The following is a 25,163-nucleotide window of genomic DNA, read 5'->3' as shown; positions in this document are numbered from 1 at the left end:
GAGGGGAAACGCATGGCCGTCACGATAAAAGATGTGGCACAACTGGCGAATGTTGCTCCTTCAACAGTTTCTCGAGTGATTGCTAATAATCCTCGGATAAGTGAAAAAACAAAGGTACGAGTTCGTAAGGCAATGGAAAAGTTAGGATATCATCCAAACTTCATTGCTCGTAGTCTTGCTAATCAATCAACTAGGATCATTGGATTGGTGTTACCAAGTTCGTCAAACGTTTTTTATCAAAATCCATTTTTCCCGGCTATCCTCCAGGGTCTTAGTGAAGGGGCTCAGGAAGAGCATTACTCTCTGTTACTAAGCACGGGGAAAACAGAGGAGGAAGTCTACGAAGGAGTCGTGAATATGGTTCAAGGGGGAATGGTGGATGGAATTATCCTTATGTATTCAAGGATGAATGATCACATTCTAACCTATTTACAAGCAAGGGCTTTTCCGTTTGTTGTCATTGGGAAACCCTATGATTTTATTGAGGAGATAACGTATGTTGATAACGATAATGTCTTGGCTGCCGAACAGGCAACTGACTATCTCATTCAATTAGGCCATGAAAGGATTGGATTCATTGGAGGAGATGTAACTTTTGTGATGACCCTCGATCGATTATTAGGATATGAACGTGCATTGAAAAGGGCTGGTATCGTTCCAATAAGGGAATATACTATACATGAGGACTTTTTACATGAAGGTGGACTAGCAGCAGCGAAAAGATTACTATCGATTGACGAGCCACCAACCGCTCTTGTCGTCAGTGATGATCTTATGGCACTAGGAGTCGTACATTCTCTTCGAGCGATGGGAGTACGGACTCCTGAGGAAATGTCAATTGTCAGCTTTAATAATGTTCTTTTCTCTGAGCTATCACTACCTGCCCTAACTTCTATAGATATTAACATTTTCGATTTAGGACATCAGGCCGCTAAAAGCATCATTCAAAAATTACAGAATGGTGATACTCCGGCAGGGTCCATTATTCCCCATCATTTTGTGGAAAGACATTCTTGCAGACCAATAAAGCAAGAAGCGATGGCTATGACTTATTAAACAAAAAGAGTATTGTGTAAAAGCAATGCTCTTTTATTAAAATTGTACACTGAAGCTTTTGAATGTATGGACACCGGTTCCGTGTTTGGCTAGTTTGTTCTCTTTAAGGTACTGAACGGCTTCCAGGACTTCATCAAAAATCTTTGGTTCGAGACCGAGTTGGTTATGTCCTCCATAGATTTTGGAAACTCCTTTGATCTTAGCAATTTTTTTCAATGAATTAACAAGGTCTACTGGGTTTGTTGAGGGATAAAAGGCGTAAATTGGAGTCTCGGCATAAAGTAAATCACCGGTAAATAAATATCCTGTTTTATAATCTAAAATTGAGATGTGTCCCGGGGAATGCCCCGGTGTGTGAAATATACCTAAGATCCGGTTTCCTATATCAATAGTATCCCCATCTGAAAGGAGCTTATCAGGATTCCCTTGGTATGGCTTGTATGTAAAAGGATCAAATAATTCTGGGACGGGTATGGTGATATCGCGAGACATATCTTTTCTAATTTGTTTCAACGACAATCCTTTAATTCCGTTAATCAGCCAGTCGGCATCATCATTATGAACATAAATAGTATCAAAATCACCGTGACTCCCAATATGATCTGCATGCACATGTGTCGTCAGGACGATAATAGGAAGATCTGTTAACTGGTCTGTTATCCGTTTAATCGTATCTATGCCTAACCCAGTATCAATTAACGCAGCCTGGTTCTCTCCCAACAGTAAAAAGGAATGTACCTTCTCCCAATGACCATATTCACTGATCGCAAACGTTTTCGAGTCTAATTCTTGAACGGTAAACCATGGATCCACAATGTACGTCAAAGAAAATCACTCCTCACTTAGACTTAGATTTCTATATGTTCAGTCAAAATCCTTCGTAAATAATGAAAAAAAACAGTGGATTTCATTTACGAAAACCACTGCTTTTGAAGTTTATTTCATTATCCGTTTACAACGGAACCACCGTTAACATGAATAACTTGTCCGCTGACATAGGATGAATCATCGCTTGCCAGATATACATAGGCAGGTGCTAATTCTTCTGGCTGGCCAGCGCGGCCCATAGGTGTATTTTGACCGAATTTGGCAACATCTTCTTCCCCGAATGAGGCAGGAATAAGTGGTGTCCAGATTGGACCTGGAGCAACACCATTAACTCTGATTCCATCTTTTGAAATAGAATTCGAAAGTGCTCTTGTGAATGCTAAAATTGCGCCTTTAGTTGATGAGTAATCGATTAATTTTGGATTACCTTGATAGGCTGTGATAGAGGTTGTATTAATGATGCTGCTTCCTTTTTTGAGATGTTTCAACGCAGCTTTTGTTAAGTGGAACATCGAGAAGATATTAGTTCGGAACGTTTTTTCTAATTGTTCAGCTGAAATATCAAGGATGCTTGTCTGAACGTGTTGTTCACCTGCGTTGTTGACTAGAATATCCAAACCGCCGAACTCATCGACAGTTTTTTTGACGACATCCTGACAAAAGGCTTCATCGCCAATATCTCCGGAAATGAGTAAACATTTCTGTCCCTCTTTTTCGACCAATTCTTTTGTTGTTTTAGCATCCTGATGTTCATCTAAGTATGCAATTGCAACATTAGCTCCTTCTTTTGCGTAATAGATAGCGACGGATTTACCTATTCCGCTATCTCCGCCAGTTATGATTGCGGTTTTCCCTTTTAATTTGCCGCTTCCTTTATATTCAGGTTTAACCGACTTGGGGTTCGGATTCATTTTTGTTTCCACACCAGGCTGATGCTGTTGATGTTGCGGTGGAAATCCTTGTTTATTTTGGTTTTGATTTTGACTAGTCATTAAAACCCCTCCTGTTTAATTATCTACACTATTCCTATTCCTTGCTTTTGGAATATGAAAACACGGTAAAAATAACCAATAAAATAAATCTGGAGTAAAATCCCCATTACTTTAACTTAAAACAATAGATTAAATCATTTTTTAATAAGACCTGTAGAAAGCCTAGAAGAAGGGCATAATGTCTAAGTAAAAAGTATATGAGATTCTTCGGATATAAGGGAACATGAATAGCATTTCCATATTCCATTATGGTGATTCATTCGGAAAAAGGACTGAGAGCGTCCTAGAACATAAAAAGAGACCCACCCATAGTGGGTGAGCCTCTAATATTAGCGGTAATTTAAAAATTGTACGTCAATGGATAGGTCAGCGCCTCGGATAGCAGAGATAATACCTTGTAGATCATCCCTGTTTTTTCCAGTTACACGGATTTGGTCATCTTGTATTTGACTTTTCACTTTAAGTCCGCTGTTTTTAATGATGGTATTGATTTTTTTCGCTTGTTCCTTATCGATGCCTTGAATGAGTTTAGCCCGTTGGCGAACAGTACCACCAGAAGCGCCTTCTAATTTTCCGTAATCCAGGTTCTTAATAGGTACGTCACGTTTAATGAGCTTACTAATTAGAACATCCTTTAATTGATCGAGTTTATACTCATCGTCAGATACTAAAACTAAGTCTTCTTTATCAATGGTAATGCTACTTAAGCTTCCTTTAAAATCATAACGGGTCTGAATTTCTTTCAAAGCCATAGTAACTGCATTTGTTACTTCTGAAAAGTCTACTTTGGATACAATATCAAATGAATTTTCCTTTGCCATCACTTACCTCCAGCAGGGTTTATTTCCTTTATTATAGAGAAAGTAGGATAGGAAGACAACCATATAGGCTGTATATGTATATATCGACAACTACATATAAAAAAGCAGGGGACAGCCCCCCGCCTCATTTATGGTCTGTTTTCTTCGAATAAGAGTGCTTACCTGCTTCGAGGTTTTCCTGATAAGAGATATTTCTTTCAGTATTTATAGCTTGGTTATCTTTTGGTTTTTTATTGTTATCAGTTGTTTTTGACATAATAAAACTCCCTTTCATAATCATGATCAATATATATTGTTCACAATTATGAAAGAGAGTATGTATGTTTATGATTTCGCAGGGGTATCGTTTAAGAAGAAGAGAGCAATTGTTCCAGGACCGGCATGAGCACCAATTACGGAACCAATTGAATGAATCATGAACTCAGTTGTCCCAAATTCATGTTGTATGGCGTCCTTCCACTCCAATGCGGTTTCTGCATCGTCACCATGACTGATAGCGATCGTTTGGGTTGTCAAATTTTTGCCTCGTTCATGCATTAATTCGATAACTCGTTTAATCAATTTCTTTTTACCGCGTATCTTTTCGAGTGGAACCAGCTTTCCTTCTTCAACATGCAATAACGGTTTAATGTTTAATAATCCGCCAACAAGGGCAGATGTTTTGGATATACGTCCGCCACGAGCTAAGTATTCAAGATTATCTACTGTGAATAGATGCTCCATATGATGAGTGCGGAATTCGATGTCAGCTAAAATCTCTTCTTTAGAGGCGCCGCTTGCTGCTAGTTCGGCTGCCCTTTTTACGATTAACCCGACTCCCATTGAAGCACATTTCGTATTGACGATTTCAATGTCCAGGTCAGGGTATTCATCTTTTACCTGATTATGAATCATTACAGCTGTTTGATAAGTTCCTGATAACTCAGAGGAAAATGCAATATAGATACCTTGTCTTTTCTCCTTAGCAAACTGTGTGAAAAGTTCTATAAAGTATTCCGGAGAAGCTTGCGATGTTTTTGGAGCTTTTCCGTCAATCATCGCTTGATAGACTTCATGAGAATTAATGGTAAGTAGGTCTTCATAATTCTCCCCATCAAGATGAACTTGTAAAGGGATTAATGATACATTGTTTTCCTTATAGAAAGACAATGGCAAATCACATGCACTATCTGCAAGAATTGTGATAGCCATAATACACCTGCTTTCTTTTTACAATTTTTAGTAAATGGGTTTTACTCTTTTTAGTGTAGCACGTAACGGCAAAATTTCAATCTCTTCATAAATAGAATAAATAATTAAGGGTAAAAAGATAATAGAATTAGGGTGAAATGGAGGTTTTTAGGATGTATAGAAGTGAAATAAGGAAAATTCTCATAGTAATAGTTGGTGCATTATTGAATGCCATCGCGATGAACTTTTTTTTAATCCCGGCTAACGTATATGCGAGCGGCTTTACTGGGGTGGCACAGCTCCTATCAAGGATTATAGGATCTTTTGCACCTTTTAATATATCGACCGGGATTCTATTGCTTTTATTAAATATCCCAGTAACCATCCTTGCTTGGAGAAAAGTTGGAAAGTCCTTTACCTTTTATAGCTTTCTCAGTGTTATCTTAATGTCTCTTTTCATGGAAATCATTCCAATTACCCGCTGGTCACCGGACATTTTATTGAACGCGGTGTTTGGCGGAGTTATAGCTGCAGTAGGAGTTGGGATTACCTTGAAATTCGGGGCATCAACAGGCGGGATGGATATTATCGCGATGCTTCTTTCACGGAAGAAAGATAAGCCTGTAGGTACTTATTTATTTCTGTTAAATGGCGTGATTATTGTAACGGCAGGCGCTGTTTATGGACCGGAAAAAGCATTATATACACTTGTTACGCTTTACACATCAACCCGTGTGGTGGACGCGATACATACACGTCATGAAAAGCTTACAGCTATGATTATTACAAAGAAAAGCGAAGAACTTAAACAGGCAATTCATGCTAAGTTAGTTCGCGGTATTACAAGGGTACCGGCAAAAGGAGCATTTACAAACGAAAGTAAGGAAATGCTTTTGATAGTCATTACAAGGTATGAACTGTATGATCTGGAACGGATCATTAAAGAAGTTGATCCACATGCTTTTACCAATATCATCGAAACTTCTGGAATTGTTGGTACTTTCCGAAGGGAATAAGAATATTAACAAAAAGTTAAGGCCATTACACTTCTATGACAAATAGAATTATTGCGGTGTTTTACGTTTATTGCCAGTACAAATCGGCTAATTTTAATAATGTAGCGCCAATATTAAATCTTAATGAGGAGTGATAATAATGGCTAACAACGAAAAAATGAGTAGAGAAGAAGCAGGACGTAAAGGCGGCGAAGCCACCTCGAAAAATCACGATAGAGATTTTTACCAGGAGATTGGACAAAAAGGCGGCGAAGCTACATCGGACAACCATGATAAAGAATTTTATCAAGAGATTGGACAAAAGGGAGGAGAGGCCACTTCCGATTCTCATGGAAAAGATTTTTATAAAGAAATCGGTGAAAAAGGTGGAAAAGCACGAAACAACTACTAATAAAATAAGTAAAAGCCTCCAGAATCCTGGAGGCTTTTACTTATTTTGGGTGGTTTTCCAGTTCCTCTTGAAGTTCGCGTAATTGCTCTTTTTCAGCATCATTCGTATTGGCAAAAGCCGATGAAAGAGCATTTTTAGCGATTTCCTCAGTTTTTTGCTGGTCACCATCATGCTCAGAGTGGAGAGCTTCTTCAACAAATTCTCTAGCTTTCTGGAATAATTTGTTTCCCATTAGAAGCCACCATAGCTTTGTTCTGACATAATTCTCAATCTGTCTTTTTCAGCTTCTGCAAACGTAGTGTGATAAGGGATTCTTTCGGCATGCTTGGCAACACTTTCTTTGCCTTGCTGTACAAATCGTCTGCTTTTACCCATGCTTATCTCCTCCGATTCTGAGCGTTTGACAACATAACAGGAAGCTGTTGTCCCTATTAGTTTGGCTTCAAAAAGAGATTTTATAAAGGTAAAAAATGGCGGATTAGGATTTGGATTTTAAGTTGAATTTTTCCTCAAGAAATACTGCTATGCCATCTTCTTCATTCGTCAAAGTCATCGTATTTGCGACCGTTTTTACAGGGGAAATAGCATTTCCCATTGCGACACCAGTTCCAGCGTAATCAAGCATTTCCAAGTCATTATCTTCATCACCGAAAGCGATAATTCTATCTTTTGGGATGTCTAGATAGTTGGAAACACGTTGCAGACCAACCGCTTTACTTAATCCGCTCTTAATAATTTCGATGATATGAAATGGTTCTGCCCAGCGGCGATGATCAACTAATTCGGCATGAACATCAGATAAATGCTGGCGGATCTGGCCGACATGCTGACTATCTGTATGAATGAGCATCGATGTGGGTGAATCCTCAAGGAAATTACGTAAGTCACCCGTCTTCATTATCGGATTTCCTACATTGAACATGTCCATCAATTTTTCATCATGATAATGGACATATACATCATCACGAACTTCAGCAATTATGTTGTGATATTCAAATTGATCACAAGCTTCTACAATATCTTTCGCAACACTTATATCCAGTGGTGAATGGTATACCCCCCAGCTTGTCTGTAATGGGTGATGCACGAAAGCACCATTGAAATTAACGATTGGTGTAGTCAATCCCAATTCACGGTAATAAAGTTCACTTGAGCGAAACGGACGCCCGGTAGCGATCATAACTTCGTGCCCATTTTCTTTTAGTTTTAGTAGTGTTTGTTTAGTCCTAGGAGAAATTGTTTTATTAGCAGTAAGTAAAGTACCATCAAGATCCAATACGATTAAATGCTTCTCATTCATGTACACACCTTCTGTTCTTTTTGATTTCATTATATGCAAATATTGTTAAGACTATTTTAAAGTAATTGTAAATCTTTTTCATTCTTTATGCATTCCTGTATGATATTACTATATGAAGGATTATAATATTTAAAGCATAGTACATGACTAGGAATCAGCAAAGGGACAACGAAAGATTTGTTGAGAAAGCTTCTGAAGCTTCTTTAATGAAAAAACCGACAGTATTTAAATATTCGGAGGGATTATCTTGATAATAATTGAAAAAGAAAAGATTGGACATATTCCTGTTTTACACTTAAGTGAGCAGTCGGCTTTCAATCAAGAACTGCCGCTTATTATTTTTATACATGGTTTTCAAAGTGCAAAAGAACACAATCTTCATTATGCTTATTTAATGGCTGAAAAGGGTTTTCGTGTGCTTCTTCCTGATGTAATTTATCATGGGGAGAGGGAAGTTGGATATAGTGATTCGCAATTGATGCCCCGTTTTTGGGAAATGGTATTACAGACCATCAAGGATTTAGCTTTGATTAAGGATGATTTATTAGCCAGAAAATTAATTGACTCTAAAAAAATTGGTGTAGCGGGTACCTCAATGGGAGGTATTGTGACCAACGGAGCTCTGGCGGCCTATGATTGGATTACAGTTGGAGTTAGCTTAATGGGGAATCCATCCTATGTAGCGTATGCGGAGCTTCAAATAGAGGAGATTAAGAAAAGGAAAGTGAATTTCCCAATCACGGATGAGGAAGTAAATAAAGTGATTGAACAGCTCAAACCATTTGACTTAAGCCTCAATCAAGACAAGCTTTCAAACAGACCGCTTCTGTTTTGGCATGGTGCTAAAGATCCTGTTGTACCATATCAACATGCATATCGCTTTTATGAAGGAGTAAAAGCGGGTTATAATGAAGCACATGAAAAAATTGATTTTATCCTCGATCAGAAGGCTGGGCATAAGGTAAGTAGAGAAGGTGTGCTTCGGACTGCGGAATGGTTCGAGAAACATTTACGACCAGCTGTGCAAAAAGCTTAAGCACACATGCTAAATCTGGTATGATTCTATTAAGGACATTGTGTAAAGTCTGAATCGGACATTTATTGCCGCAACCGACTATAAACCGATTATTACAAATCGGGGAGTATTATTCATAAAAGGAGTGATTGAAGTGGATCAAGATACAAAAGACATTATTTTTGGAGCTTTAGAGCAGGTCATTGACCCGGAGCTTGGAATAGATATCGTGAATTTAGGCTTGGTGTATGATGTGGATATGGATGATGCAGGACTAACGACAGTAACGATGACATTGACTGCCATGGGCTGTCCGCTAGCTGGAACGATTGTCGATCAAGTGAAACTAGTGCTGGAAGATATTCCAGAAGTTAAAGAAACAGACGTGAAGATTGTGTGGAGTCCGCCATGGTCTAGGGATCGCATGTCCAGATATGCCAAAATCGCGTTAGGAATTAAATAATTAACAGGTAATAGAATATTAAGCCAGTCCAAAAAACAGTGAACCATTGTTATGGAGCTACTTTTTATTGGTCTGGCTTTTTCTAATACGTCCGGTTAGGGGTGGGAAATTGAACCGTCATATAAAGGATTCATTAGACAGGCCGTTAAGGGATTTAAGAATTTCTGTCATTGATCGTTGCAACTTCCGCTGTCAGTATTGTATGCCGGCTGAAATTTTCCATGAAAATTTTCAGTTCCTTCCTAAAAGTGAGCTTTTATCTTATGAAGAAATCGTAAGGATTTCTAAAATATTTGCAAGCTTAGGGGTTAAAAAACTAAGATTGACAGGCGGGGAACCGTTGCTGCGAAAAAATCTTTCTACGCTCATTTCCGAACTTGTTTCAATTGAAGGAATAGAAGATATTGGATTGACTACGAATGGTGTGTTTTTGAAAAAACACGCGGCAGATTTAAAGGTAGCTGGATTACAGCGGGTAAATATCAGTTTAGACTGCCTCGATGATGAGCTTTTTAAGCAGATGAACGGAAGAAATATCGGGACAAAGCCGGTTATGGAGGGAATAGCTGCTGCAAAAGAAGCAGGGCTTGGTGTTAAGGTAAATATGGTTGTTAAAAAAGAAACCAATGAATCTCAAATCCTGCCGATGGCCCGTTTTTGCAAAGAAGAGGGTATTCAATTACGTTATATAGAATTCATGGATGTTGGGCATACAAATGGCTGGCAGTTGAAAAACGTCATAACGAAAAAAGAATTGCTCGAGATGCTGCAGGCTGAATTCGAGCTGGAACCGGTGGAAGAAGATTATTTTGGAGAAGTCGCGAAGCGCTTCCGCTATAAGGGGACGACTACCGAAGTAGGTTTCATAACATCCGTCTCTGAGTCTTTTTGTTCAAGCTGCACCCGTGCTCGTCTTTCTGCTAATGGCAGTTTATATACATGCCTATTTAATGGAAAAGGACATGACTTGAAGTCATTGCTTCGTTCAGAGATGTCAGATGAAGAATTGACTGACTTTATCATTTCACTTTGGAACCATAGAGACGACCGCTATTCAGATGAGCGGGCTGCCGGAACGAGAAAGAAACAGGAAAAAATAGAAATGTCATTTATTGGCGGCTAACTTTCAATGAGCTCAGAAGAACAATGATTTATTTAACTATGTGAAATTATTGTGATTGAAGAGTCTCTAGATAAGAAAATACGGGATGGCAACTATGCCATCCCGTATTTTCTTATGTATAGTTGGTAAGGCCATGAATGTCTGTCCTGATTTGGATTAATTTATCTCAAATGTATTTTTATACTAAATTTATACATTTTTATAATGCTATATCATAATAACTATCCATTTTTATTAAAGTAAAAATAAATCAAATGACCCAGTAAAGAAAGAGATGCAAGGACTTTAAAATGAATCTAATCCATTACATATATATTTAAGGTACTGGTCAGTATATGAAGTATTCTCTGCTAATTATGGAGGGCGGGGGGTTATTCGATAGTACAGATTTCTATTGGGCAATTTTCACAGTCAATTTCCTGCTTTAAATACTCAAGGTTAAGTATCTTAATGCGTCCTTTTTTAATAGAAACTACATTGTTTTTTCTTAATTGAGAGAGCATTCGATTGACTACTTCACGGGATGTGCCGCAAAAATTAGCAAGCTCTTGGTTTGTAAAGGGAAGAGTGATGACTATTCCGTCTTCAACTTCAGTACCATAGCTATTTGATAAGCGAATGAGAGTGGAGTAAAATGCGCCTTTCTTACCGTGCAGGAGCATATCGCGGAATTTAGCCTGATTTTTACGATTTTGAGCGGATAACCATGTCATCATTTCAACTGCAAGATGACTATCCGACGCGATTTTCTCTTCTAATAATTCTTTAGAAATAACCGCTACAACACCATCTTCTAACATTTTTGCATTCATCATATATTTAGGGTTCTGAGAAAAAAGGACAGTTTCTCCAACTAGGTCATTCTCTGAACAAATGCGCATTGTCAATTCTCGACCGTCTGGAACAACCTTACTCACTTCAACTTTGCCTTTTAAAATGTAATACAAATCACTAGCAAGGGTGTTCTCCTGAAAAAGGAAGCACCCTTTTTCTATACGTTTAACATGATGTCTATTATCAAAAAATGCATGCATTCGATTAGATAACGTAAATTCGTTCATTTATTACAACCGCCTTTCAGATACCGTTATAACTCAGTTACTACCTTATTTGATTTAAACGGAAAAAACACTAGTAGTCAACAACTTTGGATAAAACTAGAAGTTTGCGCGGTGGAACTTGTTTTTGAAATTTAAGTTTAGAATTTTATAAAAATACATTTGATTTTATTTTTATTCAGTCTTATAATAATAGAATCAAAGAATTGCAGGGACTTAAAATCTAGGAGTTGGTTTTTGTGAACGTATCAATAGTAGGCGCAACAGGGTATGGAGGAGTGGAATTGATAAGATTCCTGAATAATCATCCTCATTTGAAAATAAAATCACTGCATACGTCATCCCGATTTGGTCGAAGTTTATATGAAGAAAATGCACATTTAATGCATATGAAAGATAAATTAGAAGAAATTGACCCGGAAGCAATTGCAAAAAAATCTGATATTGTTTTTCTTGCTACTCCTTCGGGTGTTTCCTCACAGTTAATTTCGGAATTTTCCGACCTTAATATTAAAGTAATCGATTTGTCAGGGGATCTTAGGCTTCAAACTCCAGGTGAATATGAACACTGGTATAAAAAAACAGCCGCGCCTCAGCATATTATTGAAAAAGCTGTATACGGATTGGCTGAATGGAATGCAGAAGAAATTAGACAATCCACTATTATTGCGAATCCAGGATGTTACCCAACTGCTTCATTACTTGGTCTTGCTCCTTTATTCACTGAAGGATGGGCTACAGCCACAGATGTCATTATTGATGCTAAATCCGGAGTGTCCGGGGCAGGGAAATCACTTTCATCCGATACACATTACAGTGAAATGAATGAAAACTTTAAAATATATAAAGTGAATCAGCATCAACACATACCGGAAATCGAACAACAGCTTGGAAGGTGGTCATCAGATTTACAACCTATAACATTTAATACCCATCTTGTTCCTATGACTAGGGGTATCATGGCTACGATGTATATTAAGGTAAACAGGCAGACTTCAACAGCTGAACTAAGAGATTTGTATGAAACTGTTTATGAGGATCATCCATTTGTACGGGTACAGCCGCTTGATCGCTTCCCGTCTACGAAACAAGTGTATGGTTCAAACTTTTGTGATATAGGCGTCGCATATGATGAAAGAACAGGTAAGGTAACGATTGTTTCAGTTATTGATAATTTAGTAAAGGGTGCTGCAGGCCAGGCCATTCAAAATGCAAATATATTAATGGGGCTAGAGGAAACAGCAGGACTATGGAGCAGCCCACTATATCCGTAAAATTATTGGAGGTAAATAATGAATACACTACAGCCAGTTGAAGAAATCAAACAAATTAAAGAAGGAAACATCTTAATGCCTAAAGGGTTCAAAGCCTCAGGCGCTCATGCAGGGTTGCGCTACTCAAAAAAAGACATCGGCATTATTTATACAGAAACTGCAGCATCATCCGCTGCTGTTTATACACAAAATGTAGTTCAAGCGGCTCCAATCAATGTAACGAAGGATAGCATAGCAGTTACTGGAAAGCTTCATGGCATAGTAGTTAATAGTGCATGTGCGAATGCTTGTACTGGAGAGCAAGGGTTAAAGGATGCTATTGAAATGAGAAGGCTTGCTGCCCAAAAGTTCGGCTTGGAAGATCATTCATTTGCAGTTGCTTCGACTGGAGTTATTGGCGAATTTATGGAAATGGATAAAATTAAAAACGGCATAGATTTATTGGAGCCAACAGATACAGCTGAAGCTGCTGAAGACTTTGGTACTGCTATTTTAACAACGGATATAGTAACTAAAAGTTGCGGTTATGAAACAGTCATTGATGGTAAACGCGTGAAAATGGGCGGAGCGGCGAAAGGGTCAGGGATGATTCATCCGAACATGGCTACAATGCTCGGTTTCATTACAACGGATGCTGTCATTGAACCGAATGATTTACAGGAAGCATTATCTTCTATAACGAATGATACATTTAATCAAATAACTGTTGACGGTGATTGTTCGACGAATGACATGGTGCTGGTCCTAGCAAATGGAGCAGCAAGAAATGAACCTTTGACAAACACGCACCCAGAATGGTCTGTATTTTTGGAATTATTAAAACAGACTTCTGAAAATTTAGCTAAACAAATTGCGAAAGACGGAGAAGGCGCGACAAAATTAATTGAAGTGAATGTCCATGGCATGAATTCCAAACAAGATTCACAAATGATGGCGAAAACGATTGTTGGTTCAAATTTAGTGAAAACGGCAGCTTTTGGAGCGGATGCAAACTGGGGACGTATTATTGCTGCAATGGGTCGAAGCGGAGTAGGGTTCCAACCGGAACAAACAACGATTTCATTTGGTGAAATCATTGTACTGAAAGATGGCGAGCCTATACAGTTTTCTGAGGAAGATGCAAAGGCATACTTGGAAAATGAAAGTATTATCATTAATGTTTACTTGAAAGATGGTAATGAATCAGGAACGGCATGGGGCTGTGACTTAACCTATGATTATGTAAAAATAAACGGAAGTTATCGATCATAAGGGGTGTTGAAAAGAGTGAACATTTTAGTCATAAAGTGCGGCGGTAGTATTATTAACGAGTTATCAGAGTCGTTTTTTACAAGTGTTAAAGAGTTACAAAGCCGCGGTTACCAGATTGTCTTTGTTCATGGAGGCGGCCCTGATATCAATTCGATGCTTGAAAAATATGAAATTGAACCGGTCTTTGAAAATGGTTTAAGAAAAACGACCACTGAAGTATTGGAAGTTGTAGAACTGATGTTGGCAGGCAAATCTAATCGATGTCTCGTCCATAAATTGGAGGCACATGGTATTAAGGCTGTCGGTCTAAATGGTTCGGACGGCGGAATCCTGACTGGTGAGTATATTGATGAAAAGAAGCTAGGGGCTGTTGGTGAGATTCATCAAGTCGATACAGAATTACTTGGACTTCTATTTGAAAAAGGCTATTGCCCGGTATTGACACCGATTTCGACTACAGAAGATGGAAATAAGTTAAATGTGAATGCGGATATGGCTGCAGGTTCTGTAGCGAAGGCACTCTCGGCTGAAATGTGCTTATTTGTCACAGACGTTAAAGGGGTCTTAAAGAATCAGCAGATTATCGAAAAACTGACTGAAACGGAGACACAGGCTTTAATTACAGATGGCAGTATCTATGGCGGTATGATTCCGAAAGTTAACACAGCATTGTCGGTGTTGAATAAAGGAGTGGAGAAAGTGATGATTGTAAGCGGCAAGGATCACTTCTATGAAAACGGGCAATTTATCGGAACGAAATTTCTACAGGAAGAAGGGGTATTTTAATGAGTTCTTTATTTCCTACATATGCAAGGTGGAACATTGAACCGGAAACAGCGAATGGAATGAAACTTATCAGTACAACAGGTAAGGAGTATCTTGATTTTACATCGGGAATCGGAGTTTTAAACCTTGGCCATAGTCATGAAAAGGTGAAAAAGGCTGTTACGGAGCAACTTAATAAATACTGGCATGTATCGAATATGTTTCAAAGTTCTTTACAGGAACGGACAGCAAAAATGCTAGCAGATGCCTCAGGATTAGGTCAAGTTTTCTTTGCCAATAGCGGAGCTGAAGCAAATGAGGCAGCTATCAAACTTGCTCGTAAAGCTACAGGGAAAAGTAAAATTGTCACATGTCTGCAGTCATTCCACGGCCGTACATTTGCAACGATGGCAGCAACGGGACAGGAAAAAATCAAGATTGGTTTCGGGCCGATGCTAGCTTCGTTTGAATATGTGCCATTCAATGACAACGATGCTTTAGAAACTGCAGTAGATGAGGATACGGCAGCGGTAATGATCGAAGTAGTTCAAGGAGAGGGCGGCATTCATGTTGTTCAGCAATCGTATTTGGACGCAATTCAAGCTCAATGTAAAAAATACGGATCACTTCTTATTATCGATGAAATACAAACGGGAATTGGCCGTACAGGCAAACCATTTGCATTTCAGCATTTTAATATCCAACCAGATATCATTACTTCGGCCAAGGGGCTAGGAAATGGTTTACCTATCGGGGCGATGATTGGCAAAGAAATGTTGTCGGAATTCTTTAGTGCTGGAAGCCATGGATCCACTTTTGGCGGTAATCCGGTAAGTGTTGCAGCAGCAGAAGCTGTTTTAAAAGAAATTTTCCAATCGGGATTCTTAAAAGAAGTCGTGGAAAAAGCTGAATACCTTGAATGTGAATTGACAAAGGCATTAAAGGATTCAGAAGAAGTCAAAGAAATTCGTGGACTTGGGATGATGGTCGGGATCGAATGCAAACAAGATGTTCAGTCGTTTTTAATAGAGCTTCAAGAAGATGGCCTACTCGTATTAAGTGCAGGACCTAATGTTCTTCGTTTACTTCCACCTCTGACAGCGACTAAATCAGAGATCGATACTGCAATTAAGAAAATAAAAAAAGTATTAGCAATAAAACAAACAATCTAAATTTAGTGAATTTTTATAGAATAAAATGAATAATTATGCTATTCTATATATAAATATACGTCATCTACAGAGGTGAAGAACATGAAAAACTATCTACATTTAGAGAATGGTTCCGTCTTTGAAGGGGAACTGTTGACTAAATCAATTAAAAAAGCAATCACTGGAGAGATTGTCTTTTTTACAGGAATGACCGGATATCAAGAAGTATTGACAGATCCTTCATATAAGGACCAAATTGTCATTTTCACATATCCTTTAATCGGAAATTATGGAATTAATGAAATTGATTTCGAAAGTAAGAAGCCGCATGTTGCCGGTGTTATTGTATATGAAGGAAATATGAGCCATTCTCATTATCAAGCTAAATATTCCATTGGTGAATATTTAGACAAATGGAACATCCCTCTTTTGAGTCATGTGGATACGCGAGCGGTAGTTAAAAATATACGACAAGAAGGCTCCATGCAGGCAGCCATCACAGCAGAAACTGCATTCACATTCGAATCAAGTTTGAATGATCTAGAAGCGCACGTAGCCGCAGTTTCTACTAAAGAGATTGAAAGCTTCGGGAAAGGTTCTAAACATGTTGTAATGATGGATTTTGGTTATAAAAAATCCATATTAAATTCATTGCTTGAACAGGGGTGCCGAGTTTCAGTCGTTCCCTTTGATACTAAATTCGAACATATCAAGGACTTGAATCCGGATGGTATTTTGCTTTCAAATGGGCCTGGGGATCCAAAACAGCTTGAATATCTATTGGAAAATATTAAGAAAATCATTACGAATTTTCCTACAATGGGCATCTGCCTAGGTCATCAATTAACGGCCCTTGCTTTTGGGGGAAATACAAAAAAAATGCTGTTTGGACATCGCGGTGCGAATCAGCCCGTGGTCGATTTGAAAACGAAAAAGGTGTATATGAGTTCTCAAAATCATAGCTATGAAGTGGATGAGCCAAGCTTACAAGGAACATCACTTCAAGTTCGCTTCCGGAATGTGAATGATAGTACCGTTGAGGGACTTATGCATAAAGATTTACCGATATTTACGACTCAATACCACCCTGAAGCGAATCCAGGACCGATAGAAAGCTCACTATTGTTTAACGACTTTTTACAAATGATAAATGAATATAGCGGGAGAGAAAAAGCATATGCCTAAGGACAACACGATACAGACTATTTTAGTAATTGGTTCAGGGCCGATTGTAATAGGGCAGGCTGCTGAATTCGATTATGCAGGAACACAGGCCTGCCTCGCTTTAAAAGAGGAAGGATATAAAGTCATCCTAGTTAATAACAATCCGGCAACGATTATGACGGATGATATGAACGCGGATGCTGTCTATTTCGAACCTTTAACAGTAGATGTACTGGAAAAAATCATTGCTAAAGAAAAGCCGGATGGCCTGCTTGCTACATTAGGGGGGCAAACAGGATTGAATCTTGCTTATCAATTGGATGATGCAGGAGTGCTTGAAAAATATAATGTCAAACTATTAGGAACACCAATAGACTCCATCAAAAAAGGAGAAGATCGTGAACTGTTTCGTGAACTAATGTTTGAAATTGATGAACCTGTTCCTGACAGTACAATTGTCCATACTTTAGAAGAGGCACAAGCTTTCGCAGACAAAATTGGTTTCCCTATAATCGTTCGTCCTGCCTATACACTTGGAGGTACTGGCGGAGGGATTGCTGAGACCATGGATACATTCAAGGAACTTGTACGAGGCGGACTTCAAGAAAGCCCGATTACACAGTGCTTGATTGAAAGAAGCATAGCAGGGTATAAAGAAGTCGAATATGAGGTTATGCGCGATGGAAACAATACATGCATTACCATCTGTAATATGGAAAATATCGATCCTGTCGGTATTCATACAGGTGATTCCATTGTTGTAGCTCCATCTCAGACCTTATCTGATGATGAGTTTCAAATGTTACGTGCGGCCTCTATAAAAATTATCTCTGCTCTAGGTATCATTGGCGGCTGTAACATTCAATTTGCACTTGATCCGAATAGCAAACAGTACTATTTAATAGAAGTAAATCCACGTGTTAGCCGTTCATCGGCACTAGCATCCAAAGCAACCGGTTATCCGATTGCACGCATCGCTGCAAAACTTGCTATCGGCTATCATTTATCTGAACTTATCAATCCTGTAACGAAGAGTACTTATTCAAGCTTCGAACCTGCTCTTGATTATGTAGCAGTAAAATTCCCACGGTGGCCATTCGATAAATTCACGACTGCCCACCGCAAATTAGGAACTCAGATGAAGGCGACAGGCGAAGTTATGGCATTACACCGTAGCTTTGAAGGTGGAGTCCAAAAAGCTATCGATTCATTAGAATTAAAAACGAATGGACTGCAACTTTTATCATTAAAAGATAAAACTGTTCCAGAACTTTGGGAAAAGCTCGCTGAAAAATCTGACGAACGCATTTTTGTCATTTTTGAAATGCTTCGTAAAGGTGTGACAGTTGAAGAAATCCATAAAGCAACCATCATTGATTATTTCTTCCTTCAATCTTTTGCTTCGCTGATCGAGAAAGAAAATGAAATCACTGCTAAGACAATCGATTTGGTCACCAAAGAAGAACTGCAGCTGTACAAGGAAAAGGGCTTCTCTGACCGTTATCTTGCCTCCGTATGGAAAGTAAGTGAAATCGAAGTGAGAGCACACCGTAAATCACTAGGCATTACCGCCGTTTACAAAACGGTTGATACATGTGCAGCTGAATTTGAATCACATACGAATTATCATTATTCAACATATTTTGGAGAGAACGAACAGAAAAAAACAGATAAAAAGAAAGTATTGATGATTGGCAGTGGCCCAATCCGAATCGGACAGGGAATTGAATTCGATTACTGTTCCGTTCATGGTGTTTATGCACTTCAGGATGAAAATGTTGAAACGATCATGATTAATAATAACCCAGAAACGGTAAGTACGGATTTCGCAACAGCAGACCGTCTTTATTTCGAGCCATTAACCTTGGAATATGTACTGAATGTTATAGAAGCGGAAGGTATTGAGGATGTAATTGTCCAATTTGGGGGACAGACAGCCATAAATCTGGCAAAGGGACTGGAAGATTACGGAATTAATTTGTTGGGTACCTCATTTGATACGCTTGACCAACTAGAAGATCGTGATCGCTTTTATCAGCTTCTGCAAAAGCTGGAGATTCCACATGTGCCGGGTTCGATGGCCAATAGTGCAGAGCAATTAATTGAGTGTGCTGAGACGATTGGCTTCCCAGTTCTATTACGCCCATCCTATGTAATTGGTGGTCAGGGGATGGAAATTATCCGCTCGAAGAAAAGCTTACTGAATAGAATTGAAAATGGAACGGCACTTGTATTTCCTGTGTTAATCGATTCTTATATTCCAGGTAAAGAAGCGGAAATCGATTTGATTGCGGATGGCAAAGAGATTTATATTCCAATTATTGCTGAACATGTAGAAAAAGCAGGCGTCCATTCGGGAGATAGCATGGCATTACTACCAGCTCAATCCTTATCAGAGGATATCAAAAATAAAATGACTATTTTTGCACAAAAGTTAGTAGTAGAGCTTGGTTATAAAGGTCTTATGAACATCCAATTTGTGATTGAAGGCAATGACGTATATGTTTTGGAAGTAAACCCGCGTGCTAGCCGGACGATTCCAATCATCAGTAAAATCACTAATGTTTCTTTAGTACAGATTGCGACAAAAATATTGCTTGGGAAATACTCGTTGTCGAATGTGTTCGAAAAAACAGGGTTAATGGAAGAAATTCCGTATTCAGTCGTCAAATATCCAGTATTCTCAACGTTTGCACTAAGCGGGCTTGATTCAAAAGTAGGACCGGAAATGAAATCAACTGGTGAAGGCATCGCTATCGGAAAAACGATGACAGAAGCATTAACAAAAGTATTTCATGCTCAAAAGGCTAAACATACCTCAGGTGTGTATCAATCCGAATCAGTCCAATTAAGTGAAGAATTGCTTGTACTAATCAATGAAGCTGGGTTGACATTGATGGATTCCGATTTTGACAAATGGCTTAATGAAGGAAATGCAGCTGTTGTTTTAGCTTATGGAACTACAGAAGAAGATAAGAAGCTAAGGTTATTGGCTGCAAAATATCGACTTCTAGCATTTACAGAAGAAGAGACTTTTAAAGCCTATCTTCAATCGTTAGAAAATGCTGATCCAGGCGTTACCGCGCTGCAGGAATGGCTTGTAACATATTCGAAAGGAGTGTCACACGTATGAGTTCACTAACGGCACCGACACAAACGAAGATTTTAAACGGGAAAGATTTTTTGACCATGAAGGAGTCTACACCCACGGCCATTGCAGATCTGTTAAAGCTAGCGCAGACCATTAAAGCCAAATTACAAGCGGGCGAGGAATATACGCCTTTAAAAGGGAAAACGCTGGGGATGATTTTTGAAAAATCCTCCACCCGTACCCGCGTGTCTTTTGAAGTGGGCATGATGCAGCTTGGCGGGCACGCTTTGTTCTTAAGCGGTAATGATTTGCAAATCGGACGTGGAGAATCTATTTCCGATACGGCCAAAGTCCTTTCCGAATATATTGATGGCATCATGATTCGTACCTTCGAGCATGAAAAAATTATGGAATTGTCTGAAAATGCTTCTATTCCAGTCATCAATGGGCTAACAGATCTTGCCCATCCTTGCCAGGTGATGGCGGATTTCTTGACAATTATAGAGTTAAAAGGACAATTAAAAGGCTTGAAAATGAGCTACATCGGTGATGGTAACAATGTGGCACAATCATTGATGGTTGGCTGCGCAAAAATGGGCATGGATTTTTCTATTGGATGCCCGGATAACTATAAACCTGATGTAAATGTTGTCGCCTATGCTCAAAAAGTGGCAAAGGAAAATGGATGTGAAATTGTTGTGACGAGTTCAGCAGTTGAAGCTATTAAGGATGCAGATATCGTCTATTCTGATGTATGGACCTCTATGGGGCAGGAAATCGAAAATAGTATCCGTTTAGAGGCGTTTAAGGATTATCAAATCAATAGTGAACTTGTAAAGCATGCAAAGGATAATTATATATTTATGCATTGCTTGCCTGCACACAGAGAAGAAGAGGTAACCGCTGAAGTCATCGATGGACCGAATTCCGTCGTTTTCCACCAAGCTGGAAATCGTCTTCATGCTCAAAAGGCGGTTCTTGTGGATTTAATGTCTTAAAAAAAAGCGTCTACTCTATGAGCAGACGCTTTTTTTATACCAATACGATTTATTTCCCATGGACTAATTTCCTTTTTGCCCTGAATTTTTCAGACATGAAAGAAGTGAACCCGGTAATAATAAAATGGAAAGCATGTAAAGGGGTGAAATCTATGGGGCAAAATCGTCAATTTAAACCAGGTCAGAAGGCACCTAATAATGGGGCTTACGTAGAAATCGGTGAAACGGGTAGCACGGTATTAAATCCGAAAAAGGTAAAGCTAGAAGCAGGAGATACTTTTCCTGAAACTTCAAATCATAACAGGATATGGACCTATCAGCGAAAGCCATAATAAAATAAAAAGCAGGAAAAGGGACAATTCACTTCCTTTTCCTGCTTTTTTTATGGGAAATAACCTATCCTATTCTTCAGAATAACCGAAAATATTCGAGATTTCTAAAAAACTCTTTCTTAAATATTGGCTTAAGGGATCTTCATAATGATCCGGTATACTTTCAGTGAAGCCAACAGCAGTAATCGCTCCCAATAATTCTGCATTATAGTTAAAAATCGGAATGGACATGGAAGAAACAGAAGGTACTAAAGGCTCTTTTGCAAAAGCAATTTTGTATTTCTGTATCGCTTGATATTCCTTAGTTCCTACATTATTATCTTTTTCTATCCAGTCTGCCGTTATGGAAGAATCCTGGAATACAGTGAATACTTTGCCGGAAGAAGAAGATGGGGGAAGGCGCGTGCCTAGCTGGGCCCCAATATTTAAGTTTTGATTGGAATTCCATATTTTTGCTGTGATTGGTCCATCGTATGTCCAAACGGAAAATAACACCGTGCAGGAGGTATGATGGCTGATTTCTTGTAAATAAGGAGTAATTCGGCTTGTGACGTCCTCATTCCCAATGGCTGCCATACCATATTGAATCAGTTTGCTCCCGAGGGAATACATACCAGTTGTCTTATCGCGATATAGTAACTCGAGTTGGGTCAAAGTATTTAAATACTTATAAAGGTTACTTTTAGTTATTTCTGTAGATTCTTGAATATCAGAGAATCTTAAAGGGTTTCTTTGTGAAGCGAGTAAATCAATAATGCTCATCCCGATTTGCAAGGATTGAATCGTTGAACCAGATTTTACGATTTCCATATGACAATCTCCCTAATCTGTTTTAATTTAGGTCTAGTATATCAGAGTATGTAAAGTTTAAATGAAAATAAATAAAAAGTATGCTCCATAACGTCCGCATAAACACATCTGTTTACTATACTTCTAGTTTTCGATAAGTCTAGTCATATTTGTATTTGTTAAATTTGCTACTGAAAGCCTCATAATGATGTTGATAATATCATTTTCATAAAAATTTTTGCAATACTTTCTTGACAATTTTCCGAAAATTAAGTTATCATGTATATAAATAGTGAACTAAGTTATCTATAAGTGAAAAATTAAAAATTGATGCGAGGTTTAGTTACCATTTGTCCTCTAGTTTGTGAAAGGACATTCTTTTTATAAACAATGCCTTATTTCAGACAAAGACAGGTGCATCGATAAAACAACTAAAAGACAGCTTTTAAAAAATAATGATAAATAAAGGAGAATGAAAAATGAAATTAGTAACTTTTAGCCGTGAAGGATTTACACGTATTGGCGCAATTTATCCAAATAAAGAGATTGTAGACCTAAACTATGCTTATCAAGCACTTCTTGAAAGTGAAGGGAAACTTCGCAGTGAACAAATCGCTGAAGCTTATGTACCTTCAACTATGGAAGCATTTCTACAGGGTGGGAATGAAAGCCTTTCCATCGCAAGAAAAGCTGCGGATTATGCATTGAATAATCGCGATTCATTCAAACGTACTCTGGTACATGCTGTTGAAAACGTAAAGCTTGAGGCACCTGTCCAAAAGCCAGGGAAAATTATTTGTGTAGGACATAACTACCGTGAACACATTGCAGAAATGGGTCGCGAACTGCCTCCATTCCCGGTCGTGTTTGCCAAATTCGCTAATACAGTAATTGGACCTCAAGATGATATTCCGTTTTTCCCCATTTCAGAACAACTAGATTATGAAGCAGAATTTGCTTTTGTAGTGGGCCAACGGGCACGCAATGTTTCTCAAGATGATGCACTTGATTATGTAGCAGGTTATACAATTGCGAATGATGTCACTTATCGTGATATTCAACGCCGTACACTTGAATGGCTTCAAGGGAAAACAGTCGAAGGCAGTGCACCAATGGGACCTTGGCTAGTTACATCAGATGAGTTATCTGATCCTTCTGGATTAAATGTCCGCTTAACTGTAAATGGTGAAGAACGCCAAAAAACGAATACATCTAACTTCGTATTCGATGTGAAATATTTAGTTGAATTTTTATCGAACTTAATGACTCTTGAACCAGGTGACATCGTCCTAACTGGAACGCCGGGTGGAGTAGGAGTAGCCCGCGATCCACAAGTGTTCTTAAAAGATGGTGACGTTGTCAAAATCGAAATCGACAAAATCGGTTATCTCGAAAACCGTGTGAAACGTGCTGGGGAGGGAAAATAAGAATGGCTTATCAGTCAATCGGTACATCGATCCAATCTTTTCAACAATCAATCGATCACATTCTTGAGACAACAGCTAACCTTTCAGAGAAAACAATCCGTTTCAACCCGACAGAGGAAGAGTGGTCAATCATGCAAATCCTTTCTCATATAGCGGAAGCCATTCCTTACTGGCTAGGTGAAGTGGAAACGGTAGTAGCCACTCCGGGCTCAAAATGGGGACGTGGATTGCAAGATCCAGCTCGACTAGCAGCGGTTACTGATACGGAAAAACTATCAGTTGATGAAGTTTTAAAACAAGTGGATGAACTGAAATATAAAGTTGAGAGCGGCCTCGGGAAATTAGATGAAGAAACACTATCTAAAGAATCACCGCACCGGAACTTTGCCAAATTCGGTAACAAACCTGTTTCTTATATCGTAGATCATTTCATCGATGACCATGTTTCAGGGCACTATGACCAAATTAAGCGAAATCTTTCTAAAATTAAGTGATAAAAAATGAAAAAAGAAAGTAGGGAGTAATGTGGCTGAAAAATCAGATTACATGAACAGTGCAATTGTAAAAGATTTTACAAGGGATATTCAGCAGTACAATCTTGGACCCCTATGGGAAGCTATTCCCGCTCTAATGGATCATGAACCTAAACCACATGCCCATGCTTATTTGTGGAAAGAAGAGCTTCTGACAAAAAAGTTGATGGAAGCAGCTGAAATCTTCACACCTGATCGCGGCGGTGAGCGCAGAGCCATTTATTTTCAAAACCCTGGCCTAACTTATCGCCAGCCTTGGGGCTGGGCTTCAACAACCCAAACGCTTTATGCAGCGGTTCAACTATTGTTGCCAGGTGAAGTAGCTCCTTCTCATCGTCACTCTCAAAGCGCTCTTCGATTTATTACGAATGGTGAAGGTGCCTACACAATTGTTCAAGGAGAAAGAATCTTCATGGAAGAAGGAGATTTCTTAATCACACCTAAAAATCTTTGGCATGGACATGGTCATGTTGGAGATAAACCGATGATTTGGATGGACGCTCTTGATATCCCTACTATCTATTCTATTGGCGGTACTTTCTTTGAACCGTATCCAGACCGTATTGAAACGCCGAAACGTCCGGATAATTTTTCGGAACTTCGTTATCAAGGTGGAATGGTTCGTCCGGTATCCGATCGTTATTCACAAGTAGCTCCGCTTGCAAACTACAAGTGGAAAGGCACGAAAGCAGCGATTGAAGGGTTAATGAACTTTGAACCAGATCCATATGAAGGCTTTGCCGTTGAATATATCAACCCATCTAATGGACAAACGGCTAATCCAACGATGGGAGCTTGGATGCAGAAACTTCCAAAAGGTTTCCATTCTAAAGCACATCGCCATACTCATTCAACAATCTATCAAGTACACGAGGGTTCCGGCTATACGGTTATTAATGGAGTACGGTTTGAATGGTCTAAGGGTGACTACTTTGTAGTTCCAAACTGGGCTTGGCATGAGCACGTTGCAGAAGTAGATTCTTACTTATTCTCGGTAAACGATCTTCCAATAATGGAGCGATTTGATTTAGAACAACAACAGTCACTTGATACAAACAATGGTTTCCAAAAAGTTGAAAGTGAATTTAAGGCTGTTTTAGTATAAGAAAAATCAGGTTGGTACTTCCAGCCTGATTGTCATAAATATTACGATAA

Annotated in this window: 26 protein-coding genes and 1 pseudogene; 17 read left to right on the top strand and 10 right to left on the bottom strand. The window is 38.8% G+C overall.

The window, feature by feature from the left end; all coding sequences use genetic code 11:
• Window positions 1-12 precede the first annotated feature (12 nt).
• Entirely contained in the window at window positions 13-1,056 is a 1,044-nt protein-coding gene (locus tag JFU50_RS03380) for a LacI family DNA-binding transcriptional regulator (protein ID WP_201221677.1), read from the top strand.
• Window positions 1,057-1,092: 36 nt separating this feature from the next.
• Here the strand turns inward: JFU50_RS03380 and JFU50_RS03375 are convergent, their stop codons facing one another.
• The 5 genes from JFU50_RS03375 to JFU50_RS03355 form a co-directional block, all read right to left on the bottom strand.
• Window positions 1,093-1,881 (bottom strand): MBL fold metallo-hydrolase, encoded by a 789-nt coding sequence (locus tag JFU50_RS03375; protein ID WP_207196282.1) that lies wholly within the window; start codon window positions 1,879-1,881, stop codon window positions 1,093-1,095.
• Between the two features lie 119 nt (window positions 1,882-2,000).
• On the bottom strand, window positions 2,001-2,876 hold the full coding sequence (locus JFU50_RS03370; protein WP_201181887.1) for an SDR family oxidoreductase: 876 nt from the start codon (window positions 2,874-2,876) through the stop codon (window positions 2,001-2,003).
• 329 nt (window positions 2,877-3,205) lie between these two features.
• Window positions 3,206-3,697, bottom strand: a complete 492-nt coding sequence (locus tag JFU50_RS03365) for a YajQ family cyclic di-GMP-binding protein (protein ID WP_201221676.1) — start codon at window positions 3,695-3,697, stop codon at window positions 3,206-3,208.
• Between the two features lie 124 nt (window positions 3,698-3,821).
• Window positions 3,822-3,953, bottom strand: coding sequence for a DUF3941 domain-containing protein (locus tag JFU50_RS03360; RefSeq protein ID WP_201221675.1), 132 nt, complete (start codon window positions 3,951-3,953; stop codon window positions 3,822-3,824).
• A 68-nt stretch (window positions 3,954-4,021) separates the two neighbouring features.
• Complete coding sequence (locus tag JFU50_RS03355) at window positions 4,022-4,888, bottom strand: DegV family protein (protein WP_201181883.1); 867 nt, start codon at window positions 4,886-4,888, stop codon at window positions 4,022-4,024.
• A gap of 152 nt (window positions 4,889-5,040) precedes the next feature.
• Here JFU50_RS03355 and JFU50_RS03350 point away from each other — a divergent pair, with 152 nt between their 5' ends.
• Window positions 5,041-5,883, top strand: coding sequence for a YitT family protein (locus tag JFU50_RS03350; protein WP_201181881.1), 843 nt, complete (start codon window positions 5,041-5,043; stop codon window positions 5,881-5,883).
• Window positions 5,884-6,022: 139 nt separating this feature from the next.
• Window positions 6,023-6,268: pseudogene (locus JFU50_RS03345) on the top strand (KGG domain-containing protein); the annotation flags it as partial.
• A gap of 46 nt (window positions 6,269-6,314) precedes the next feature.
• Here JFU50_RS03345 and JFU50_RS03340 read toward each other — a convergent pair.
• The 3 genes from JFU50_RS03340 to JFU50_RS03330 form a co-directional block, all read right to left on the bottom strand.
• Window positions 6,315-6,506 (bottom strand): DUF3813 domain-containing protein, encoded by a 192-nt coding sequence (locus JFU50_RS03340; protein ID WP_201181877.1) that lies wholly within the window; start codon window positions 6,504-6,506, stop codon window positions 6,315-6,317.
• Window positions 6,506-6,649, bottom strand: a complete 144-nt coding sequence (locus JFU50_RS03335; RefSeq protein ID WP_201181875.1) for a hypothetical protein — start codon at window positions 6,647-6,649, stop codon at window positions 6,506-6,508. The genes JFU50_RS03340 and JFU50_RS03335 overlap by 1 nt, the downstream gene beginning before the upstream one ends.
• 103 nt (window positions 6,650-6,752) lie before the next feature.
• Window positions 6,753-7,574 (bottom strand): Cof-type HAD-IIB family hydrolase, encoded by an 822-nt coding sequence (locus JFU50_RS03330; RefSeq protein WP_201225003.1) that lies wholly within the window; start codon window positions 7,572-7,574, stop codon window positions 6,753-6,755.
• Between the two features lie 247 nt (window positions 7,575-7,821).
• Between JFU50_RS03330 and JFU50_RS03325 the strand changes: the two genes are divergently transcribed.
• The 3 genes from JFU50_RS03325 to moaA all read left to right on the top strand — a co-directional run bounded on the left by JFU50_RS03325 (window position 7,822) and on the right by moaA (window position 10,175).
• Complete coding sequence (locus JFU50_RS03325) at window positions 7,822-8,610, top strand: prolyl oligopeptidase family serine peptidase (protein ID WP_201221674.1); 789 nt, start codon at window positions 7,822-7,824, stop codon at window positions 8,608-8,610.
• 133 nt (window positions 8,611-8,743) lie between these two features.
• Window positions 8,744-9,052 carry a metal-sulfur cluster assembly factor gene (locus JFU50_RS03320; protein ID WP_053344973.1) on the top strand — a complete coding sequence of 103 codons (309 nt, stop codon included), beginning with the start codon at window positions 8,744-8,746 and terminating at the stop codon, window positions 9,050-9,052.
• Window positions 9,053-9,161: 109 nt separating this feature from the next.
• Window positions 9,162-10,175 carry a GTP 3',8-cyclase MoaA gene (gene moaA / locus JFU50_RS03315; protein ID WP_201181871.1) on the top strand — a complete coding sequence of 338 codons (1,014 nt, stop codon included), beginning with the start codon at window positions 9,162-9,164 and terminating at the stop codon, window positions 10,173-10,175.
• 371 nt (window positions 10,176-10,546) lie between these two features.
• On the opposite strand, the gene JFU50_RS03310 is transcribed toward moaA, so the two are convergent.
• On the bottom strand, window positions 10,547-11,236 hold the full coding sequence (locus tag JFU50_RS03310) for a Crp/Fnr family transcriptional regulator (RefSeq protein WP_201181869.1): 690 nt from the start codon (window positions 11,234-11,236) through the stop codon (window positions 10,547-10,549).
• Between the two features lie 236 nt (window positions 11,237-11,472).
• On the opposite strand from JFU50_RS03310, the gene argC reads away from it, so the two are divergent.
• The 8 genes from argC (at window position 11,473) to JFU50_RS03270 (ending at window position 21,259) form a co-directional block, all read left to right on the top strand.
• Window positions 11,473-12,507: an N-acetyl-gamma-glutamyl-phosphate reductase gene (argC, locus tag JFU50_RS03305; protein WP_201221673.1), complete on the top strand. Its 1,035-nt coding sequence runs from the start codon at window positions 11,473-11,475 to the stop codon at window positions 12,505-12,507.
• Between the two features lie 18 nt (window positions 12,508-12,525).
• The gene (gene argJ, locus JFU50_RS03300) at window positions 12,526-13,758 is read left to right on the top strand and encodes a bifunctional ornithine acetyltransferase/N-acetylglutamate synthase (RefSeq protein WP_201221672.1); all 1,233 of its coding nucleotides are present in this window, start codon (window positions 12,526-12,528) and stop codon (window positions 13,756-13,758) included.
• 15 nt (window positions 13,759-13,773) lie between these two features.
• Complete coding sequence (argB, locus tag JFU50_RS03295) at window positions 13,774-14,544, top strand: acetylglutamate kinase (RefSeq protein WP_201221671.1); 771 nt, start codon at window positions 13,774-13,776, stop codon at window positions 14,542-14,544.
• Window positions 14,544-15,695 (top strand): acetylornithine transaminase, encoded by a 1,152-nt coding sequence (locus JFU50_RS03290; protein ID WP_201221670.1) that lies wholly within the window; start codon window positions 14,544-14,546, stop codon window positions 15,693-15,695. Before argB ends, JFU50_RS03290 begins: the two co-directional genes overlap by 1 nt.
• 81 nt (window positions 15,696-15,776) lie before the next feature.
• Window positions 15,777-16,859, top strand: a complete 1,083-nt coding sequence (locus JFU50_RS03285) for a carbamoyl phosphate synthase small subunit (RefSeq protein ID WP_201221669.1) — start codon at window positions 15,777-15,779, stop codon at window positions 16,857-16,859.
• Window positions 16,852-19,971, top strand: a complete 3,120-nt coding sequence (locus tag JFU50_RS03280; protein WP_201225002.1) for a carbamoyl phosphate synthase large subunit — start codon at window positions 16,852-16,854, stop codon at window positions 19,969-19,971. The genes JFU50_RS03285 and JFU50_RS03280 overlap by 8 nt, the downstream gene beginning before the upstream one ends.
• Window positions 19,968-20,927: an ornithine carbamoyltransferase gene (argF, locus tag JFU50_RS03275; protein ID WP_201181855.1), complete on the top strand. Its 960-nt coding sequence runs from the start codon at window positions 19,968-19,970 to the stop codon at window positions 20,925-20,927. The genes JFU50_RS03280 and argF overlap by 4 nt, the downstream gene beginning before the upstream one ends.
• A gap of 152 nt (window positions 20,928-21,079) precedes the next feature.
• Window positions 21,080-21,259, top strand: a complete 180-nt coding sequence (locus JFU50_RS03270; RefSeq protein ID WP_053344981.1) for a YjzC family protein — start codon at window positions 21,080-21,082, stop codon at window positions 21,257-21,259.
• Between the two features lie 69 nt (window positions 21,260-21,328).
• On the opposite strand, the gene JFU50_RS03265 is transcribed toward JFU50_RS03270, so the two are convergent.
• Window positions 21,329-22,069: an IclR family transcriptional regulator gene (locus JFU50_RS03265; RefSeq protein WP_201181853.1), complete on the bottom strand. Its 741-nt coding sequence runs from the start codon at window positions 22,067-22,069 to the stop codon at window positions 21,329-21,331.
• A 458-nt stretch (window positions 22,070-22,527) separates the two neighbouring features.
• Here JFU50_RS03265 and JFU50_RS03260 point away from each other — a divergent pair, with 458 nt between their 5' ends.
• From JFU50_RS03260 to JFU50_RS03250, 3 genes are read left to right on the top strand one after another with little or no spacing between them, the layout of a single operon-like run.
• Window positions 22,528-23,475 (top strand): fumarylacetoacetate hydrolase family protein, encoded by a 948-nt coding sequence (locus JFU50_RS03260; protein WP_053344983.1) that lies wholly within the window; start codon window positions 22,528-22,530, stop codon window positions 23,473-23,475.
• Between the two features lie 2 nt (window positions 23,476-23,477).
• A complete protein-coding gene (locus JFU50_RS03255; protein ID WP_201181851.1) occupies window positions 23,478-23,969 on the top strand; it encodes a DinB family protein in 492 nt (163 codons plus the stop codon).
• A gap of 31 nt (window positions 23,970-24,000) precedes the next feature.
• On the top strand, window positions 24,001-25,113 hold the full coding sequence (locus tag JFU50_RS03250) for a cupin domain-containing protein (RefSeq protein WP_201181849.1): 1,113 nt from the start codon (window positions 24,001-24,003) through the stop codon (window positions 25,111-25,113).
• The last annotated feature ends 50 nt before the right edge of the window (window positions 25,114-25,163 follow it).

The sequence above is a fragment of the Peribacillus sp. TH14 genome, assembly GCF_016651145.1.
Taxonomy (GTDB): Bacteria; Bacillota; Bacilli; order Bacillales; family DSM-1321; genus Peribacillus; species Peribacillus butanolivorans.
The sequence above is the reverse complement of the archived record's forward strand: the minus strand, read 5'-3'. Positions and strand labels throughout refer to the sequence as shown.

Excerpts from the sequence above, each read along its gene's own strand:
- JFU50_RS03330 (WP_201225003.1), bottom strand. The coding sequence starts at position 7,574 with ATGAATGAGAAGCATTTAATCGTATTGGATCTTGATGGTACTTTACTT.
- JFU50_RS03370 (WP_201181887.1), bottom strand. The coding sequence starts at position 2,876 with ATGACTAGTCAAAATCAAAACCAAAATAAACAAGGATTTCCACCGCAA.
- JFU50_RS03310 (WP_201181869.1), bottom strand. The coding sequence starts at position 11,236 with ATGAACGAATTTACGTTATCTAATCGAATGCATGCATTTTTTGATAAT.
- JFU50_RS03255 (WP_201181851.1), top strand. The coding sequence starts at position 23,478 with ATGGCTTATCAGTCAATCGGTACATCGATCCAATCTTTTCAACAATCA.
- JFU50_RS03280 (WP_201225002.1), top strand. The coding sequence starts at position 16,852 with ATGCCTAAGGACAACACGATACAGACTATTTTAGTAATTGGTTCAGGG.
- JFU50_RS03335 (WP_201181875.1), bottom strand. The coding sequence starts at position 6,649 with ATGGGTAAAAGCAGACGATTTGTACAGCAAGGCAAAGAAAGTGTTGCC.
- argJ (WP_201221672.1), top strand. The coding sequence starts at position 12,526 with ATGAATACACTACAGCCAGTTGAAGAAATCAAACAAATTAAAGAAGGA.
- JFU50_RS03265 (WP_201181853.1), bottom strand. The coding sequence starts at position 22,069 with ATGGAAATCGTAAAATCTGGTTCAACGATTCAATCCTTGCAAATCGGG.
- JFU50_RS03270 (WP_053344981.1), top strand. The coding sequence starts at position 21,080 with ATGGGGCAAAATCGTCAATTTAAACCAGGTCAGAAGGCACCTAATAAT.
- JFU50_RS03290 (WP_201221670.1), top strand. The coding sequence starts at position 14,544 with ATGAGTTCTTTATTTCCTACATATGCAAGGTGGAACATTGAACCGGAA.
- JFU50_RS03355 (WP_201181883.1), bottom strand. The coding sequence starts at position 4,888 with ATGGCTATCACAATTCTTGCAGATAGTGCATGTGATTTGCCATTGTCT.
- JFU50_RS03350 (WP_201181881.1), top strand. The coding sequence starts at position 5,041 with ATGTATAGAAGTGAAATAAGGAAAATTCTCATAGTAATAGTTGGTGCA.
- argF (WP_201181855.1), top strand. The coding sequence starts at position 19,968 with ATGAGTTCACTAACGGCACCGACACAAACGAAGATTTTAAACGGGAAA.
- JFU50_RS03365 (WP_201221676.1), bottom strand. The coding sequence starts at position 3,697 with ATGGCAAAGGAAAATTCATTTGATATTGTATCCAAAGTAGACTTTTCA.
- JFU50_RS03360 (WP_201221675.1), bottom strand. The coding sequence starts at position 3,953 with ATGTCAAAAACAACTGATAACAATAAAAAACCAAAAGATAACCAAGCT.
- JFU50_RS03285 (WP_201221669.1), top strand. The coding sequence starts at position 15,777 with ATGAAAAACTATCTACATTTAGAGAATGGTTCCGTCTTTGAAGGGGAA.
- JFU50_RS03380 (WP_201221677.1), top strand. The coding sequence starts at position 13 with ATGGCCGTCACGATAAAAGATGTGGCACAACTGGCGAATGTTGCTCCT.
- JFU50_RS03340 (WP_201181877.1), bottom strand. The coding sequence starts at position 6,506 with ATGGGAAACAAATTATTCCAGAAAGCTAGAGAATTTGTTGAAGAAGCT.
- JFU50_RS03260 (WP_053344983.1), top strand. The coding sequence starts at position 22,528 with ATGAAATTAGTAACTTTTAGCCGTGAAGGATTTACACGTATTGGCGCA.